At 74.6% G+C, this 19,140-nt stretch carries 2 protein-coding genes; both read right to left on the reverse strand.

Annotated elements, in window-relative coordinates:
• Nucleotides 1-10: 10 nt before the first annotated feature.
• Nucleotides 11-13,369 (reverse strand): type I polyketide synthase, encoded by a 13,359-nt coding sequence (locus tag POL72_RS00355; protein WP_272092879.1) that lies wholly within the window; start codon nucleotides 13,367-13,369, stop codon nucleotides 11-13.
• Nucleotides 13,366-19,137 (reverse strand): type I polyketide synthase, encoded by a 5,772-nt coding sequence (locus tag POL72_RS00360; protein WP_272092880.1) that lies wholly within the window; start codon nucleotides 19,135-19,137, stop codon nucleotides 13,366-13,368. Before POL72_RS00360 ends, POL72_RS00355 begins: the two co-directional genes overlap by 4 nt.
• Nucleotides 19,138-19,140: the final 3 nt, after the last annotated feature.

A 19,140-nucleotide genomic window follows, 5' to 3' on the forward strand; every position in this document is an offset into this window, starting at 1 on the left:
CATGCGCTGCCTACCGGTCCGTTCCGCCCTCTTCCGAAGGGCCTCGGCGGCTCGCCGAGAGCTTCTTGAGCGCGCGCAGCACCTTCGCGATCTTCTGCGCGCCGTCGTCGGTCAACGCGGCCGCCGCCGGGGACGCCTCGGGGACGGGCGGGAGCGCGGGCTCGGCGGCGGCGCCGAGCGGGATGTCCATCGCGGAGGCGAGGTACTCCGAGAGGTCGGCCACCGTCGGGTGCCGCCAGATCAGCGTGGCGGTCAGCGAGACGCCGAGGCTCGCTTCGAGCCGGTTCCTGAGCTCCATCGCCGTGAGCGAGTCGAGCCCGGCCTGCTGGAGCGGGGTGCCCGCGCCCACGCGCGACGGCTCGCAGCGCAGCACCCGGGCGATCTGATCCCTGAGGTGCGCCTCCAGCGCGGCCCGGCGCTCTCCCGGAGGCGCGGAGACGATCTGCGATCGGATGGATCCCGCGGCGCCCCGCGGGTCCGCCTGACCGGCCGGGTCGCCCGCGAGCTCCGCGAGGAAGGGCGAGCGCGCCGCGGCGAGGTGGAACTCCTGCCAGCGGCGCGGGTGAAAGCGCATGGCCGCGCGCTGGGCGGCGCCCTGCGAGAGGATGCGCGCGAAGGTCTCGACGCCCTCGTCGGGCGCGAGCCCATCGAGGCCGCGCGAGGCGAGCCGCTCGCCCCGGTTCTCCTGGGCCGCGGCGAGCCCGACCTCCCTCCAGGTGCCCCAGTTGATCGCCGTCGCCGGCAGCCCGAGCGCGCGCCGGTGGTGCGCGAGCGCGTCGAGGAACGCGTTGGCCGCGGTGTAGCTCGCCTGCCCCGGCGAGCCGAGCAGCGCGGTGGCCGAAGAGCAGAGCACGAAGAGATCCAGCGGCCGCGTCCGCGTGAGCTCGTGCAGGTTCCACGCGCCGAGGACCTTCGGCGCCATCACGCGCTCCGCGCGCTCGTAGCGGAGCCGAGCGATCGCGCCGTCGTCGAGGAGCCCTGCGGCGTGGATGACGCCCCGGAGCCGTGGCATCGAGCGATCGATGTCGTCGAGCACCGCGTCGAGCTCGGCCCGAACGGCGACGTCGGCGCGGGCGACGCGCACCTCGGCCCCCGCCGCGCGGAGCGGGGCGATCGCCTCCTCGGCCCGCTCCGAGGCAGAGCTCCGCCCGAGGAGGACGAGGTGGCGAGCCCCCCTCGCCACGAGCCACGCCGCGAGGCGCAGGCCGATGCCTCCGAGGCCGCCCGTGATGAGGTACGTGGCGTCTCCCATGATGCGCTGCTCCTCGCTGCGGGCAGGGGCGATCGGCGCGTCCTTTGCGCCGTCGAGCGAGAAGATGACCTTGCCGATGTGCTCGGCGCGCGCCATGAGCGCGAAGGCCTGGCTCGCGTCCGCGATCGGCAGGACGCGGCGCGGGAGCGGCTTGAGCTCGCCGGCCTCGAAGAGCGCCATGACCTCCTCGAAGAGCGCGCGCGTGTGGTCAGGCCGCTCGACGATCATCCCGCGGAGGTCGACGAGCGCGAAGGTCAGCTTGCGCAGGAAGGGCCGGAGCCCGATCCGCCGATCGGCCTCGTAGTCGCGCATGCCGAGCTCGATGAAGCGCCCGTAGTCCCGGAGGAGATCGAGGCTCCTCGGGATGAAGTCGCCGGCCAGCGAGTTCAGGACGACGTCCACGCCCTGCCCCCCGGTGCGCTCCTCGATCTCGTCGGCGAAGGAGAGATCGCGGGAGCTCAGGACGTGCTGGACGCCCATCGCGGAGAGGGCGCTCCGCTTCTCCGCCGAGCCGGCCGTGGCGAAGATCTCCGCCCCGGCGCGCGCCGCGATCTGCACGGCCGCCATCCCCACGCCGCCCGCCGCGGCGTGGATGAGCACGCGCTCGCCTCGCCGCAGCCGCGCGACGTGGTGCAGGGCGTGAAAGGCGGTCAGAAACGCGAGCGGGATCGAGGCGGCGTCCTCGGCGCTCATCGAGGGAGGCCTGGGGAGCACGAGCCGGCGCGGGGTGACGGCGTGCGTGCCGAAGCAGCGGGATGCGAGCGCGATCACCTCGTCCCCCACGCGCAGGTCCTCGACCCCGGCGCCGACCGCGACGACGCGACCGGCGCACTCCCGGCCAAGCGGCGGCCCCGAGGCGTCCGTGCCCGGGTCCGGGAGCGCCCCCAGCGCGAGCAGGACATCGCGGAAGTTGAGGCCTGCCGCGGCGACCTCGATCTCGACCTCGTCCACGCTCGGCGCGCGGCGCGGGCGCGCCCGCAGCACGAGCCCGTCGAGCACGCCCTGCCGATCGGCCTCCAGGCGGAACGCACGGTCGCCCGCGCGCGCGCGCGGCGGCGCCTCCGCGCGTCGATCATCCGCGCGCGCGAGCCGCGCGACATGGCGACTTCCGTTCCGGAAGGCTACCTGGTCGTCCGCGCCGTCGGCCCTGAGCTCGCGCGCCAGCGCGTCGAGGTCGCCGCCCTCCTCGAGCGGATCGAGATCGACGAGCGAGCAGCGCAGCTCGGGGTGCTCGTGCATGAGCGTCCGCCCGAAGCCCCAGAGCGGCGCCTGCGCCACCGCGCACGCCGCCCCCTCCCCTTCCACGGGCTGTGCGCCGCGCGTGACCAGCCAGAGGCGGGGGGCGTCGCGGTAACCGGCCTGCGCGATCGCCTGCGCGAGCCCGAGGGCGCTGCCGCACGTGAGCGCGCATGCGGCGCTCAGCGCGTCGGCCGTGGCCGCCTCGGCCGGGACCGCGTCGAGCGAGGCGAGGTGGACGATGGCGTCCGGCGCAGGCCGCCCCAGCTCGGCGGCGGCCTCCCGGAGCATCGTCGCGAGCCCGTCTGCGTCCTCCAGCCCGACCTCGAGCTCGCGGGCCGCGATCCTGCGGTAGCGCGGCCCCCGCCGAACCAGCACGCAGGCGGCGCCGGCGTCCGTGAGGCGCCCGAGGAGCGCCTCGCCGACGCCCCCCCGATCCGCGAGGACGAGGACGGCGGAGGGCCGCTCGGCGGGCGCTCGCTCGGCGGCGTCCGCGTGCGCGAGCCTCCACGCGACCTCGTAGTACCAGGCGCTCGCGGGCTCGATTTGCCCGAGCTCCACGCGCTGGAACGACAGGCCGAGCACCTCCGCGACCTCGCGGCCGCCGGCGTCGATCAGCCGGACGTCTGCGATCGCGCGGTCCGCCACGGCGCCGGCGTCACGATCGCGCACGACGATGTGGCATGCGAGGTCGGTCTCGATCTGCTCGCCCACGCGGAGCCGCTCCACGCCGACGGGCAGCATGCAGGCGGAGCCGCCCTGGCCAGAGGTCGCGACGGAGAGCGCAGCCTGGAAGCATGCGTCGAGGAGGGCCGGATGAACCACATGTCCCGCCGTCGCGAGCCGATCGGGCAGGCGCACCCGGGCCAGGCCCTCGCCCAGGCCGCAGCGGACCTCGACGACGCCCTGGAAGCGGGGGCCGTAGCGCAGGCTCATCGCCTCCATGTGGGCGTAGTGCTGCTCCCGCGAGAGGACACGGGTGCAGCGCGCCTCGACGGCGGTCCGGTCGATCGGCGGCCGCTCCCCCGCGCCGGCGGCCGCGCGCACGGCGCCTCGAGCGTGCCGCGTCCAGGGCGACCCGGCGTCGCGCCGATCCGCGCCGGCGGCAGCCCCGGACCTGCTGAAGATCTCGAAGGTCGCACGGTCGGCGTGGTCGACGCGCAGCACCGTCTGCACGACCTGTCCGAGCCGCTCCCCCGCGTCTGGCAGCGCCAGCACGCGCTCCAGGACCATCGCCTCCAGGGCGTGCGGACCGGGGCCGAGGACCGCGCGCGCAGCGGCGAGCGCCATCTCCGCATAGGCGGTGGCCGGCAGGACGACCGCCGAGTCGACGCGGTGATCGGCCAGGTACGGCACGTGCGCGGCCGAGAGCTCGACCTCCCAGGTGTGCACCGCCGGATCCGCGGAGAGATCGCGGCGCTCACCGAGCAGGGCGGCGCCGCGGGCGCGCGATCGCGAGGGCCCGCCGGGCGGCGCGTCGAGCCAGAAGCGCTCGCGCTGCCACGGGTACGAAGGCAGCGCGACCGGCGGCTGATCCCCAGGGTAGAGCTGCTTCCACGCGACGCCCGAGCCGAGCACATAGAGCGCGGCGAGCGAGGTCCGGAGGACGCGTTGCTCGTCCTCGTCGCGCCTCGACGAGGGCAGACAAGCGCCCCGGCGCGACCACGCCGAGAGCCCGTCCTCGATCGACGGCAGCAGCACGGGGTGCGGGCTCGCCTCGAGGAACGCCGTGGCCCCCTCCGCGCTCAGCGCCTCCACGCCCGCGGCGAACCGCACGGGCTCCCGCAGGTTTCGCGCCCAGTAACGCGCGTCGAGCTCGGGTCCCTCGACGTACCGCCCCGTCACGGTCGAGAGCATCGGCACGCGCGCTCGCTGCGGCCGGATCCCCGCGAGCTCCCCCACGAGCTCGTCGAGCAACCCCTCCACCTCCGGGCTGTGCGACGCGACGTCGACCTTGACGCGCCGGCAGAAGACCCCGCGCCCCTCGAGCCGCGCGAGCACCTCGTCGAGCGCCTGCGCGTCGCCCGACAGCACCGTCGACCGGGGACCGTTGCTCGCCGCGATCGAGAGCCGCTGCTCGTGCCCGGCGAGCGCGCGCTCGGCCTCGGCCATCGTGAGCTCGACCAGCGCCATGGCGCCGCGCCCGCTCACGCGGCGCATGAGGCGGCTGCGCCGGCAGATGATCCGGGCCGCGTCCTCGAGGCTCAGGATGCCGGCGACGTGCGCCGCGGCCACCTCACCCATGCTGTGCCCGAGCACGGCGTCGGGCTCGACGTCCCAGGACCTCCACAGCGCCGCGAGGGCCACCTCGATGGCCCAGAGCACAGGCTGCACGACGTCGATCTCGCCGAGCCGCGAAGCCGCCCCGTCCGCGCCGATCTGGGCCGTCAGCGACCAATCGACGTGCGGGCGCATCGCCTGCTCGCAGGCCTCGATCGCCGCGCTGAACGCAGGCTCGGCCTGGAGCAGCGCGCGCCCCATGCCCACCCACTGCGAGCCCTGCCCCGGAAAGACGAGCACGAGCCGGGGCGGCCTCTCCTCGACGACGCCCGACGCTACGCCGGGGCGCCCCGTCAGGAAGGCGTCGAGCTGCTCGACGAGCTCCTCGCGCGTGGCGAAGACCGCCGCGAGCCGGTGAGGCTCGTGGCTGCGGCGGACGCCCGCCGTCCTGCACACGGCGGCCATGGGCGGCGCGTCTCCGGAGGACAGCAGGTCCTTGTAGGCACGGGCGAGCGCCGCGAGCGCCCCGGCGCTGCGGGCCGAGACGGGGAGCACGAGCGGGCCGGAGGCCGCTGCCTCGGGAGGCGGCTGCGCCTCCTGTGCCTCCGCGAGCACGACGTGCGCGTTGGTGCCGCTGATGCCGAACGAGCTGACCCCGGCGACGCGCCGCCGGGCGCCGCGCCTCCACGGGAGCGGCCGCCGCGGGATCACGAGCGGCGTGCCGTCGAGCGACAACCGCGAGCTCAGCTGCTCGAAGTGGGCCTGCCCGGGCACCGTCTCGTGCCGCATCGAGAGCACGACCTTGATGAGCCCCGCGACGCCCGCGGCCGACTCGAGGTGACCGATGTTCGCCTTGACCGAGCCGAGGACGCACGGCGACCCGTCCGGCCGCGGCGCGCCGAAGACCTCCTTGATCGCCTCCACCTCGATGGGGTCGCCGAGCGGCGTGCCCGTCCCGTGCGCCTCGATGTAGTCGACCTGCTCCGCCCGGATGCCCGCGCTCGCGAGCGCCTTGCGCAGCATGCCCTGCTGCGCGAGCCCGTTCGGCGCGGTGAGCCCGTTGCTCCGGCCGTCCTGGTTGACCGCCGAGCCCAGGATGAGCGCCCAGATCTCGTCGCCGTCTCGACGGGCATCCGCGAGCCGCTTCAGCACCAGCACGCCGCAACCCTCGCCGCGGCCGTAGCCGTCCGCGCGCGCGTCGAACGTCTTGCAACGGCCGTCCGGCGACAGAGCGCGCATCTGCGAGAGCTCGATGTGCCCCTCGGGCGAGAGGATGAGGTTGACCCCGGCCGCCAGCGCCATCTCGCTCTCCTCCGAGCGCAGGCTCTGGCAGGCGAGGTGCACCGCCACGAGCGACGACGAACAGGCGGTGTCCACCACCATGCTCGGCCCGTGCAGCCCGAGCGCGTACGCGACGCGCCCGGGACCCACGCTCAGCAGATCCCCCGTCCCGCTGTACGTCGTGATGCCGTCCGTTCCCAGCCGGGCCTGCCTCACCCAGCCGTAGTCGTGGCGGTACACGCCGGCGAACACGCCGACCGACCGACCTTGCAGCCGATCAGGAGGCTGCCCTGCCCGCTCGAGCGCCTCCCAGCACAGCTCCAGGAGCACGCGCTGCTGTGGATCCATCTCCTCGGCCTCGCGCGGTGAGATCCCGAAGAAGCCCGCGTCGAACCGATCGACGTCACGCAGGAACGCGCCGCACCGCGTGGACATCCTGCCGGGTACGTCCGGGTCCGGGTCGTAGAAGGCCTCGACGTCCCAGCGGCCCGCAGGGATCTCGGTCACCGCGTCCCGCCCCTCGAGGAGGAGCTCCCAGAACGTCCCCGGATCGTCCGCTCCGCCGGGGAACCGGCACGCGAGCCCGACGATGGCGATCGGCTCCTCGGCATGCCCGAGCGGCGCGGCCGCGCCCGTGGGCTGCGAGAGCGGCGCGGGGCTCGAGGCCTCGGCGTCGCCGCGCCGATCGAGGTCCTCCTGGAGCGCCGTGTCGAGGTAGCCAGCGAGCGCCTGGATCGACGGATAGCTGAAGAGCAGCGTGTCCGAGCTCGTGAGGCCCGATCGCTCATCGAGCAGGCCGCGCAGCTCGACCGCGCCGAGCGAGTCGAGCCCGAGATCATGCAGCGGCCGCGTGGGATCCAGCGCGCCAGGCGCCGGGACCAGGCGCGCGACGCACGCGGCGACCTCGTCGAGCAACGCGCGGCGGCGCTCGCTCGCCGCCGTCCCGCGCAGCAGCGCTCGAAGCGCGGGCTCCCGCGTCGCGCCCCCGGTCGGCTCCGGGCCTCGCTCGGCGAGGGCCCCGCCCGCCGCGCCGCGCTGGATGAGCGGGTACCGCTTCCGCGCGAGCGCCTGCGACGGGCCGCGCTCTGCCGGCCCGGCGGAGAGCGGCGCGCCCGCCGTCGAGATCGCCGCGCGCGCCGGGGGAGGCCCCTCCTCGACGACGACGTGCACGTTGGTCCCGCTCATCCCGAAGGCGCTCACGCCCGCGATGCGCCGCTGCCCGCCGCGCGGCCACGGCCGCCGCGACGTCGGCACGTCGATCCTCCCGCCTTCCAGCGAGAGGCTCGGGTTGAGCTGCCTGAGGTGCAAGTGCGGGGGGATCTCCTCGTGGGCGAGCGAGAGCACGACCTTGATCAGGCCCGCCATCCCGGCGGCGGCCTCGAGGTGCCCGAGGTTGGTCTTCACCGATCCGACCGCGCACCGGACGCCCGGCCCGTCGCCCAGCGCGCGCCCGATCGCCCGCGCCTCCGCGCGATCGCCCGCTCTCGTGCCCGTCCCGTGCGCCTCGATGTAGCCGATCTGCTCCGGGGTCACGCCCGCGCGCGCCCACGCCGCCCGCAGCATCGCCTCCTGCGCCTCGGGGCTCGGCGCGAGCAGCCCCTCCGTACGGCCGTCGTGGGTCGACGCCCCGCCCCGGATCAGCGCCCAGATGCGGTCCCCGTCGCGCTGCGCGTCCGACAGCCGCTTCAGCACGAGCGCGCCGCCGCCCTCGCCCCGCACGAACCCGTTCGCCCCGACGTCGAACGTGCGGCAGCGCGCGTCGGGCGAGAGCACCCCCATCTTCCAGAGCTTCACGCTCCCGAGCGGGCTCAAGATCCAGTGCGCCCCGCACGCGAGCGCCACGTCGCACTCGCGCCTCCGCAGGCCCTCGCTCGCGAGGTGCACGGCCATGAGCGACGACGAGAACGCCGTGTCCACGACCAGGCTCGGCCCACGCCACCCGAGCACGTGCGAGACGCGGCCGGCGAGCAGGCTCGCGCTCTCGCCCGTCAGCCGGAAGGCGTCGATCGCCGCGCCGTGCTGCGCCTTCAGCTGCGCGTACTCCCCGCCGCACGCCCCGACGAACACGCCGCCCGCGCGCCCGGCCGACTCGAGCGGCGCCTGCCCGGCGTGCGCCAGCGCCTCCCAGCAGAGGTCCAGCACCAGCCGCTGCAGCGGGTCGAGCTGCTCCGCCTCGGCGTCGGAGATGCCGAACCGCTGCGCGTCGAACTGCTCGATCCCGTCCACGAATCCGCCGCGACGGACCGCCGCTTCCCAGGGCTCTCCGGGGCGGAGGCCAGCAAAGGCCCAGGGCCCCCAGCGCCCCTCCGGCACCTCGCGGATCGCGTCCACCCCGTCCCGCAAGAGTCGCCAGTAAGCCTCGGGATCGCCCGCACCCCCGGGGAACCGGCACGAGAGCCCGACGATCGCGATCGGCTCGTCGGCCGCCGCAGCCTGTGGCGCGCTCGGTCGGAGCGCTGCGCTCGGCGCTCCGGACAGCGATCGCGCGATCGCGCGGAGCAGCCGCGTCGCGCCGGTCTGGAAGAAGAGGTGGGGCCCGGGCAAGACCAGGAGCTCGAAGGCGCCGTCGGTGTGGCGCGCCCAGCCGAGGAGATCGTCGCGGGGGATGTCGACGTCCTCGCTCCCGCCGAACACCGAGACAGGAACCGTCAGCGGCGGCTCCTCCCGGTGCTCGTAGCCAAGGATCACCTCGGCGTCGGCGCGCAGCGCCTGCAGCGCGATCCGGAGCACGTCGGGATCGAGCAGCGCCTCGGGCACGAGCCCGAAGCGGCGCAGCGCGTCGATCGCCGAGGCATCCTCGGCCCGCAGCGAGGCGACCATGTCCGCCCTCGCGCGGAGCGGGTTCGGCAGGTGGGGCGCGGGGTACGCCGCGACGAGCAGGTGCTCCGGCGCGGGGGCGCCGCGGCGGCGCAGCTCGCGCGCGAGCTCGAAGGCGACGAGCGCCCCCTTGCTCGCGCCGAAGAGGGCGTAGGGGACGTCCAGGTACGGCTCGATCGCCGCGGCCACCGCCTCGACGAGCGGCCCGATCTGCGTGATGGGCGGCTCCGCGAGCCGCTCCTGGCGCCCGGGCAGCTGGACGGCGCACACCTCGATGTCCGGCGGAAGGCTCCGCGGCCAGGCGCTGTAGGCCGACGCGCTGCCGCCGCCGTGCGGGAAGCAGAAGAGGCGAAGCCGCGGCTTTCCTGCGGCGCCGGTCGCAAAGCGGCGGATCCATCGATCGCCGCGATCGGGCGCCGGCGCGCGATGCACGGCGGCGGGAGCGGGCGGAGGCGCTGCCGCCGAGATCACTGGCGGGGAAGACGACGCGCCCCCGGGCCCCGCGGACGGCGCCGGCGCGACGGACGAGGGCGGGCGCTCGGCGCCGAGCTCCTTCACGAGCCACGCGGTGAGCTGCGTGAGGGTCGCCCCCTGCGAGAGGTCGGCGAGCGGCAACGCCACCCCGAGATCGGCCTGCACGCCGTTCCGGAGCTCGACGGCCATCAGCGAGTCCAGCCCGAGATCGCGCGGCGAGTCGAGCGAGGAGACGGCGGACACCGGGACGGAGAGGACGTCGGCCACTTGCCCGCGCAGGTAGTCGTCTAGCCGGCGAGGCATCTCGCCCGGGCCCTGGGCGCGGAGCTCGTCCAGCGACACCGCGCCTCGCCGAGCGCGGCGGGCGCTGCGCTCGATCGCCTGCTTGAGCTGCGTCCGCCCGATTCGACGGAGGCGCATGCCCTCGACCCTGGCCAGGACCTCTCCGCCCTCAGCGAGGAGGTACACGTCCCCGCAGAGATCCTCGCCTTCGGACGGGCGCAGGACGCCGTGGGCATAGGCGGCGTTGTGCGAGGCGGAAGCGTAGTCCTGGCAGCGATCCACGCGCTGCCCGATGAACGTCTGCCCGGACTCGAGCAAGAGCGCCTCGTAGCCGGGAACCGCGGCGATCAGCACCTGGCCGTAGACTTCGTCCATGCACATGGTCATCACGGCGTCGCGATCGACCTCGACGCCGTGCGGGCGCACGACGTCCTCCGGAGGGAGCGCGAGCCGCGCGACGACCTCGCCGTCCCTGCGCCAGATCCGCTCGATGACCTGGAAGCTCGCGCCGACGTAGTGCTCGTCCCAGCGCCACAGGCGCGCGTAATAATCGGCGCCGTCCTGCTCCTCGCTGCAGCGCGCCTTGAGCGCCTCGATCGAGCGGGCCGCCGGGCGGGGCGGAGCCGTGCCCGAGACGCGCACGCGGCCGGTGGTGTGAAGCGTCCAGCGGTCCGCGCCGGAGGCCTCCGGCGCAAGGCTGACGAGCTGGAAGGACGCGACGCCTGGCTCGCTGGGCGTGAGGATCGTCTGGACCGTACGGGCGCCGGACTCGGGCAGGATGAGCGGCTGCGAGAACGAGATATCCTCGTACTCGATGCCGACCGTGGGACCGAACGCAGCGACGGCGGCAGCAGCGACCAGCGAAAGGTGGACGACGCCCGACACGACCACGCGGCCGTAGATGCGGTGATCGCGCAGCACCGAGAGCGTCTCGGAGGCGAGCTGCGATTCGAAGATCACGTCCCGGATCGCAGGCGACACGAGGCGCTGCCCGAGCAGCGTCGCAGGCGCCCCCACGGGCGATGGACCGACCGCCGCCGCCTCTCCCCGTCGCTGCGCCGGCCCGGCCTCTACCCAGTGCCGCTCGCGCTGGAAGGGATAGGTCGGGAGCACGATCTTCCGGCCCGCTCGGTCGCGGTCGAGGCCCGCGAAGTCCACCTTCGCGCCTCGCACGTACAGCGCCCCAAGGCTCTCCAGCATCTGCGCGCAATCCGAGCGCTTCGGCCGCAACGACGGCAGCCACACCCCCGACCCCTCCGCCACGCACCGCCGCCCCATCGCCGAGAGCACAGGGGCCGGCCCCACCTCCACGAACGCCTCCGCCCCCGCCTCCTGCAGCGCACGTATCCCCGCCATGAACCGCACCGGCGCCCGCACATGGCTCGACCAGTACGACGCCTGCGTCACCTCCTCCCGCGCCGCTCTCCCCGTCACGTTCGCGATCAGCTTCCGCTGCGGCGCCGTCATCTTCACCTTCGACGCCGCCCGCTCGAACGCCTCCACCATCGGCGCCATCAGCGGCGAGTGGAACGCGTGCGACACGTTCAGCCACCGGCCCTTGACCCCGCGCGCTCCCAGCGCCTCCACCACCGCCGTCACCGCGCCCCGCGCCCCGGACACCACCGTCTCCGACGGCCCGTTCACCGCTGCGACCGACACCTCCGCCGCGTACGGCCTCACCGCCTCCGCCACCGTCGCCTCGTCCGCGAACAGCGCCGCCATCGCTCCCTGCTTCGGCAGCCCCTGCATCAGACGCCCTCGCGTCGCGATGAGCTCGAGCCCCTGCTCCAGCCCCATCACCCCCGCAACACACGCCGCCACGTACTCGCCCACGCTGTGCCCAAGCACCGCAATCGGCTCTATTCCCCACGCCTTCCACTGCGCGCTCAGCGCATACTCCACCGCGAACAGCGCGGGCTGCGTGTACTCCGTCTCGTCCAGCGGGCTCGCCTGCCCCTCCGACGGATACAGCACCTCGATCAGCGGCCTCTCCAGGTGTGGCCTCAGCAGCGCATCGCACTCCTCGATCGCCCGCCGGAACACGGGCTCGGTCGCGAACAGCTCTCGCCCCATCCCCACGTACTGCGACCCCTGCCCCGTGAACAGGAATGCCACCTGCGGCGCCTCCTTTCGCTCCACGCGGCCCTGCTCCGCCTGCTCCGCTCGCTCGCCCCGCGCGAACGCGCCGAGCCGCGCGGAAAGCTGCTCGCGCGACGACGCGACCACCGAGAGCCGATGCGCGAAGTGCGCTCGCCCCGCGCGCGCCGTGAAGCACACGTCCGCCAGCCGCTCCTCCGGGTGGGATCCGAGGTGGCGCTCGTAACGGTCGGCGAGCACGCGCAGCGCCTCTTCGCTCCGCGCCGAGACGCAGAGGATCTCGGCGGGTCGCTCGGGCGCCGAGGCGGCAGCCGCCTGCGGCGCGGGCGCACCGCCGAGGACGACGTGGGCGTTCGTGCCGCTCGCCCCGAACGAGCTCACCCCCGCGATGCGACGGCCGTCGACCGACGGCCACGGGATCCTCGTCGTCGCCACGCGCGCCGGCAGCCGGTCCCACTCGATGTACGGGTTCGGCGTCTTGAAATGCAGGTGCGGCGGGATCTCCCCGTGATGAAGCGAGAGGGCCACCTTGATGAGCCCCGCGATCCCCGCGCCAGCCTCGAGGTGGCCGATGTTGGTCTTCACCGAGCCGAGGAGGATCGGGCGCTCGGGCTCGCGCCCGGCCCCGAGGGCAGCCGCGAGCGCGCGCACCTCGATCGGATCGCCGAGGGGCGTCGCCGTGCCGTGCGCCTCGACATAGTCGACGTGGTGCGGCTCCACGCCGGCGTTCGCGAGCGCCTCGCGGACGAGCATCTGCTGCGCCGACCCGTTCGGGACCGTGAGGCCGCTGCTCGGGCCGTCCTGGTTCACCGCTGAGCCGCGGATGACGGCGAGGATGCGATCACCCGCCGCGATCGCGTCGGACAGGCGGCGGAGCACGACGACGCCGCAGCCCTCGCCCCGCGCGTAGCCGTCTGCCGAGGCGTCGAAGGTCTTGCAGCGGCCCTCGGGGGAGAGCACCCGCGTCTTGCACAGCACGATGTGCGCGGCAGGCGTCAGGATGAGGCTCACGCCGGCCGCGAGAGCGAGGTCGGTCTCCCGGCTGCGCAGGCTCTGGCAGGCCAGGTGGACAGCGACCAGCGAGGAGGAGCACGCGGTGTCCACGGCGACGCTGGGCCCCTGGAGCCCGAGGAGATAGGAGAGCCTGCCCGGCGCGAAGTTGAGCGCCGTGCCGGGGCCGAAGTAGGCGTCGAGACCGGAGAGCGTCGCGCTCGCCCCGACGACATGGGCGTAGTCGCTCGAGGAGATCCCGACGAAGACGCCCGTGCGGCTGTGCGCGAGGCGATCCGGAGCGACAGCGGCGTCCTCGAGCGCCTCCCAGCTCACCTCGAGGAGCAGGCGGTGCTGCGGATCGAGGCTCTGCGCCTCGCGCGGCGACACGCCGAAGAAGCGCGCATCGAAGCCGTCGACCTGATCGAGGAAGCCGCCGCGGCTCGTGTACATCTTGCCCGGCGCGTCGGGGTCCGGGTCGTAGAACGCGGCCGCGTCCCATCGATCCGCAGGCACCTCCCGGGTCGCGTCCACGCCGTCGCGGACGAGCTGCCAGAGGGCCTCCTTCGTGTCGGCGCCGCCGGGGAACCGGCAGCCGATGCCGACGATGGCGATCGGCTCGCTGCGGGCCGACTCCGCGGCGGCGAGCCGCGCGCGGAGGTCGCGCAGCTCCAGCAGGGCCCGCTTGAGGACGGGCGAACGGTCAGCGTCGGCGCTCACGATGCGGCGTCCTGCGGCGCGCCGCCGAGCTCCGCGGCCAAGAGCGCCTCCAGCTCGTCCTCGGAGAGCCGGTCGAGCGACGCGTCCTCGGTGCGCGCCCGCGCCCCGGCAGGCGGCGGAGCGTGCACGAGCGGCTCGGCCTGCGCAGCGATGGCGAGGACCTCGCGCGCGAGGAAGCCGGTCATGGCGTCCACCGTCGGATGCTCGAACGCAAGCGTGGGCGGCAGCGAGCTGCCGAGGCTTACCTCCAGCCGGTTACGCAATCGAACGCTCATCATCGAATCCATGCCCATCTGAAAAAATCCCTGGTCCGTATCGAGCGCGAGCGGGTCTTCCATGCCGAGGATCGACGCCACCGCTTCGCGGACGTGCGCCGTCAGGAGCTTTCGCCGATTGGCCGGCTCGGCCTCGTCGAGGCGCCTGCGAAACGCGCCCTTCGCCTCGCCGTTCCCCGCGCTCGGCTCCGCGGGGATCTCGATCCGATCGAGCAGCGTCCGGCGCCGCCGGGCCTCGAAGATCGCCTTGAAGATGCGCCAGTCGACCGGCGCGACCGCGCGCTGCGCCGGGCCCCCCTGGATCACCGCGTCGAGCGCCTCGAGCGCCTGCGCCGTCGGCATGACGCCGAAGCCCATCTGCGCCGCGAAGCGCTGCACGTCGGCGGTGATCATGCCGCCGCCGCCCAGGCCGCCCCAGTTGACGCTTTGCCCCGGCAGACCGAGCGCGCTGCGGTAGTGCGCGAAGATGTCCATGAAATGGTTGGCCGCGGCGTACGCGCCGAGCCTCGCCGCGCCCCAGACCGCGGCAGGCGAGGAGAAGCAGACGAAGAAATCGAGCGGTTGTTGATCGCGCGTCAGCTCGTGCAGGATCCACGTGCCAGCGACCTTGGCGTGGAGCACGGACCGGAGGATCTCGACGTCCGTCTCCAGGAGCGACGTGTTCGACGTCACCCCCGCGGCGTGGAGGACGCCGCGCAGCGGCAGACCGGCGGCGCGCACCGAACGGAGAGCCTCGGCCATGTCGGCTGGATCGCCCGCGTCCGCGGACAGGGCGCGCATGGTCGCGCCGCGCGCCTCGAGCGATCGCACGAGCTCCACCTTCTGCCGCGCGTCGCTGCCGGGCGCGAGCGTGTCCCAGAGCTCGCGCGGCGGGAGCCCCCGCCGGCCCAGGACGACGACGTGGCGCGCGCCCCGGTCCACGAGCCATCGGGCCACCTGGAGGCCTGCCCCGCCGAGGCCCCCGGTGACGAGATAAGCGGCGTCGGCCCGGAGCGCGAGCGGCTGCGCGGGCATCCTGGGCCCGTCGCTCCGGACCAGGCGGGCCACGTAGCGCTCGCCGCCGCGGAGGGCCACGAAGTCCTCGCTGTCGCGGGCGTCGATCGCGCCGAGCAGGCCCCGTGCCTCATCGCTGCTCGCCCTGGGGTCGAGATCGATCGCGCGGCCCCACAGCTCAGGGTGCTCGAGGGCGATCACCTTCCCGAGCCCCCACAGCGGCGCCTGCGCGAGCGCGAGATCCTCGGAGCCGCGCGGCACCGGCTGCGCGTTGCGCGTCACGAGCCACAGGGGCGACGCCTGGTTCGAGCGCGCGAGGGCCTGCACGAGGTGGAGCACCGCCGTAGTCCCCCTCGCCTCGTCCGCCGCGAGGGACGCGACGCTCATTTGCGCAGGCGGGGTCGCGTCGAGGCTCCACAGGTGGACGACACCGCGCAGAGGGCCTGAAAGCCGCGCCTCCGCGAGCAGGCGATCGAACGCCTCCGGCTCCTCGGGCGGGACGGTCCATGGGCCCTCCGGCGGCGCCGCGAAGCGCGGAGCAGGGCGCACCAGGAGGGCGCCTTCGCCGCGCCGCGCGAGCAGGCGCGCCAGATCCTCGCCAAGCCCGCCGGCGTCCGTGAGGATCAGCCAGCGGCCGGCTGGAGCGGGCGCTGGGGCCGCCGTCGCCGCCAGCGGAGCCGCCTCCCATGCGAGCTCGTAGAGCCACCGATCGAGGCGCGCCCCGACGATGCGCCGCGCCGCCTGACGATCGGGGACTTCCAGGCGCAGGCCTCGGACCTCGGCCAGGAGCCTGCCCTCGGCGTCGAGCAGGCGGAGATCGCCGGAGAAGCCCGCGCCCGAAGGCGGCGGGTGGACCGTGGCGTGGCACCACGAGGCTGCGCCGGACGACGGCCCGGCCGCATGGATGACGAGCCGCTCGAGCCCCGTCGGCAGGAGCGCCTCGCCCTCGATCGGCGGCGTCTCCGGATCGTGCGCGAGGGACGCGAGCAGCTCGAACGCCGCATCCAGCAGCGCTGGATGCAGCCTGCAGGCTCCCGGGTCCGCGGTCGCCGCGTCCGGGAGGCGAAGCCGGCCGAGCGCCTCGCCCTCCCCGCGCCACACGTGCTCGATGGCCCGCATCGCCGGGCCGACATCGAGCCCTCGCCCCTGGATCTGGGCGTAACACGCCGCGCCGTCGCAGGTCGTCCCGGCGCGCGCCTTCAAGGCGTCGAGCGAAGGCCCGTCGCCCGTGGGGTCGCTGTCGGCCTCCGCGGCCCGAACGCGGCCCGACGCGCGGAGGATCCCGCCGCTCGGCTCGCTCCCGGGCCGCGCGGCGCGGCTCCAGATCTCGAACGACGCCGCGCCCGCCGGCTCGGGCGTCAGGATCAGCTGCAACGTCACGTCCTCGTCCCCCTCGAGGAGAAGCGCGTCGCGGAGGACGAGATCCTCGAACACCCGCCCGCCGGGGGGGAGGAGCTCCGCCGCGGCGCCGAGCACCATGTCCACGAAGATCGCGGACGGCACGAGCGCGATCCCCTGAAGGCGGATCGCGCACAGGGACGCGCGCCGTTCCCGATCGAGATCGAGCTCCCAGTACTGCTCGCCGGAGAGGCGGGCCGAAACGACGCGCCGATCGAGCAGCGGATGCGACGTTCCGGGCCGTGAGGACGCCGGGACCGCGGGGGCCTGCGCGGGCGCGGGCGCCGGGGGCGACGCCCAGTACCGCTGCCGGTTCCAGGGATAGGTGGGCAGCGGAACGAACCGGCCGCCCGGCGCATCGAGGCGCGACCAGTCCAGCGGAGCGCCCGCGGCGTAGAGCCGGCCCAGCGAAGCCCGCAGAGTCATCCGCTCCGGCTCGTCGGACCTGATGGACGGCACGAGCGTGCTCTCGCCGCCCTGCGGCCGGAGCACCTGCTCGATCGCGCCGAGCAGCAGCGGGTGCGGGCTGATCTCGATGAAGGCGTCGTATCCATCGATCCCCATCTGCTGGATCGCCTGCGCGAACAGCACCGGCTCCCGGAGGTTCCGCGCCCAGTACTCGGGGCCGAGCGCCGCGGGCTCGTGCGGCGCGGCGGTGACGGTCGAATAGAAGGGCACGGCCGCCGCGCGCGGCGCGAGGCCGGCGAGCGCGCGCACGAGCTCCGGCAGCAGCGGGTCCATCTGCGGGCTGTGGCCGGCCGCGGTCGCGCCCTTGACCTTGCGCGCGAAGATGTTGCGGCGCACGAGCTTCGGAAGGAGCTCTTCCAGCGCCGCCGGATCGCCGGACAGCACGGTGGACGCGCGGCCGTTGCAGACGGCCACGGCGACCCGGTCCTCGAAGCCGGCGAGCGCCGCGCGAGCCTGCTCCGCCGAGAGCGCGACGACCACCATCGCCCCCTTGCCCTGCACCCGCCCGATGATCTCGCTGCGGCGGCAGACCAGGCGCGCGGCGTCGTCGAGGCTCAGCGCGCCCGCGACGTGCGCCGCGGCGATCTCCCCCATGCTGTGGCCGACGACGGCCTGCGGCTCGACGCCCCACGACCGCCACAGCGCGGCGAGCGCCACCTGCATCGCGAACACGACGGGCTGCACGACCTCGATCCGCTCCCACGCTGCCTCGGCGTCCGCGGAGGCGAGCTGCTCGACGACCGACCCCGCGATGTACGGCGCGAGGGCGCCGTCGCACGCGAGCAGCGCCTCCCGGAACGCCGGCTCGCGCTCGAGGAGCCCGCGGCCCATGCCGACCCAGTGGCCGCTGTGCCCGGAGAAGACGAACGCGATCCGGGGCGCGCGGCCGAGCTGCACGTTGCCGGCGAAGAAGCGCGGATGGACCTCCTTCTGCAGGAAGGCCGAGAGCGCCTCCGCGAGCTCCTCGCGGGATCCGCCCACCACCGCGAGCCGCCGCTCGAGGTGCGCGCGCCGGAGGGACGCGGCGTGGCAGAGATCCGCGAGCCGCAGGTCGGCCCCGTCCGCGAGCAGCAGGTGGTAGGCCCGCGCCAGGTCGTGCAAGGCGTCCGCGCTCCTCGCCGAGATGGGGAGGAGCCTCGCATCGTCGGGGACGGGCTCCGCAGCGGCAGGCGAACCGGCGATCTCGGGCGAGGCTCCCTGACCGGGAGCGTCCTCGAGCGGGGCGGGGGCCGAGCGGGGCGGCGCCTCGAGGATCACGTGCGCGTTGGTGCCGCTCACGCCGAAGGCGCTGACGCCGGCGATGCGCGCCGCGCCACCTTCGGGCCATGGGGCCGCGTTCGTCGGAATGACGAGCGGGAAGCGGCCCTCCGTGATCTCGGGGTTCAAGCGCTGGAAGTGGATCTGCGGCGGGATCTCGCCGTGGCGCAGGGCGAGCACGACCTTGATGAGCCCTGCCAGGCCGGCGCACGCCTCCAGGTGCCCGAGGTTGGCCTTCGCGGAGCCGAGCAAGAGCGGCGCGTCCTCGGGGCGCCCCTCGCCCATCTCCGCGACGAGCGCGTTCACCTCGATGGGATCGCCGAGCGGCGTGCCGGTGCCGTGCGTCTCGATGAAGCGGACCTCGGCCGGAGCGACGCCGGCGCTGGCGAGCGCGGCGCGCAGCACCGCTCGCTGCGCGCTTCCGCTCGGGACCGTCAGCCCGCTCGAGCGACCGTCGTGGTTGACCGCGGAGCCGCGGATCACCGCGAGGACGCGATCGCCGCACCGCTGCGCGTCGCGGAGGCGCTTGAGCACCACGACCGCGCCCCCCTCGCCGCGCACCATGCCGTCCGCGGACGCATCGAAGGTCTTGCACCGCCCGTCGGGCGCGAGCGCGCGCATCCGCGAATAGAGCACGTTCACCGACGGGGTGAGGATCAGGTTCACCGCGCCGACGAGCGCCATGTCCGACTCGCCCGCGCGCAAGCTCTGGCAAGCGAGGTGCGAGGCGACGAGCGATGACGAGCACGCGGTGTCGAGCGCCACGGCCGGTCCGTGCAGCCCGAAGACGAACGACAGCCTCCCTGCCGTCGTGTTGACCGAGTTTCCGGTGCCGATATAGGGGTCGAGGGCGGAGAGCCCGCACTGTCCGGCGATCTGCGCGTAGTCGGCGGTCGCGACGCCGACGAACACGCCCGTGCGGCTGCCGACCAGCCGATCGGGGGCCTGTCCCGCGTCCTCGAGTGCCTCCCAGGAGAGCTCGAGCAGCAGGCGCTGCTGAGGATCCATCATGGCGGCTTCGAGCGGCGAGATCCCGAAGAACGGGGCGTCGAACCGGTCGACGTCGTGCCCCTTCAGGAACCCTGATCGACGCGTGTACATCTTGCCGGGCGCGTCGGGATCCGGGTCGAAGAACGCGTCGCCGTCCCAGCGATCGCGCGGGACATCCGAGGTCGCGTCGACGCCATCTCTCAGGATGCGCCAGTACGCCTCGGGGCTGTTGGCCCCGCCGGGGAAGCGGCACGCGAGCCCGACGATGGCGATCGGCTCCTTCTGTGCGTGCAGGACCGCGTCGAGGCGGGCGCGCATCTCCTTGAGCGCGAGCGTCGCCCGCTGCAGGGGGCTCAGCTGATCGAGGCGGTCACGAACATCTTTCACGGT

The sequence above is a fragment of the Sorangium aterium genome (genome assembly GCF_028368935.1).
GTDB lineage: Bacteria > Myxococcota_A > Polyangia > Polyangiales > Polyangiaceae > Sorangium > Sorangium atrum.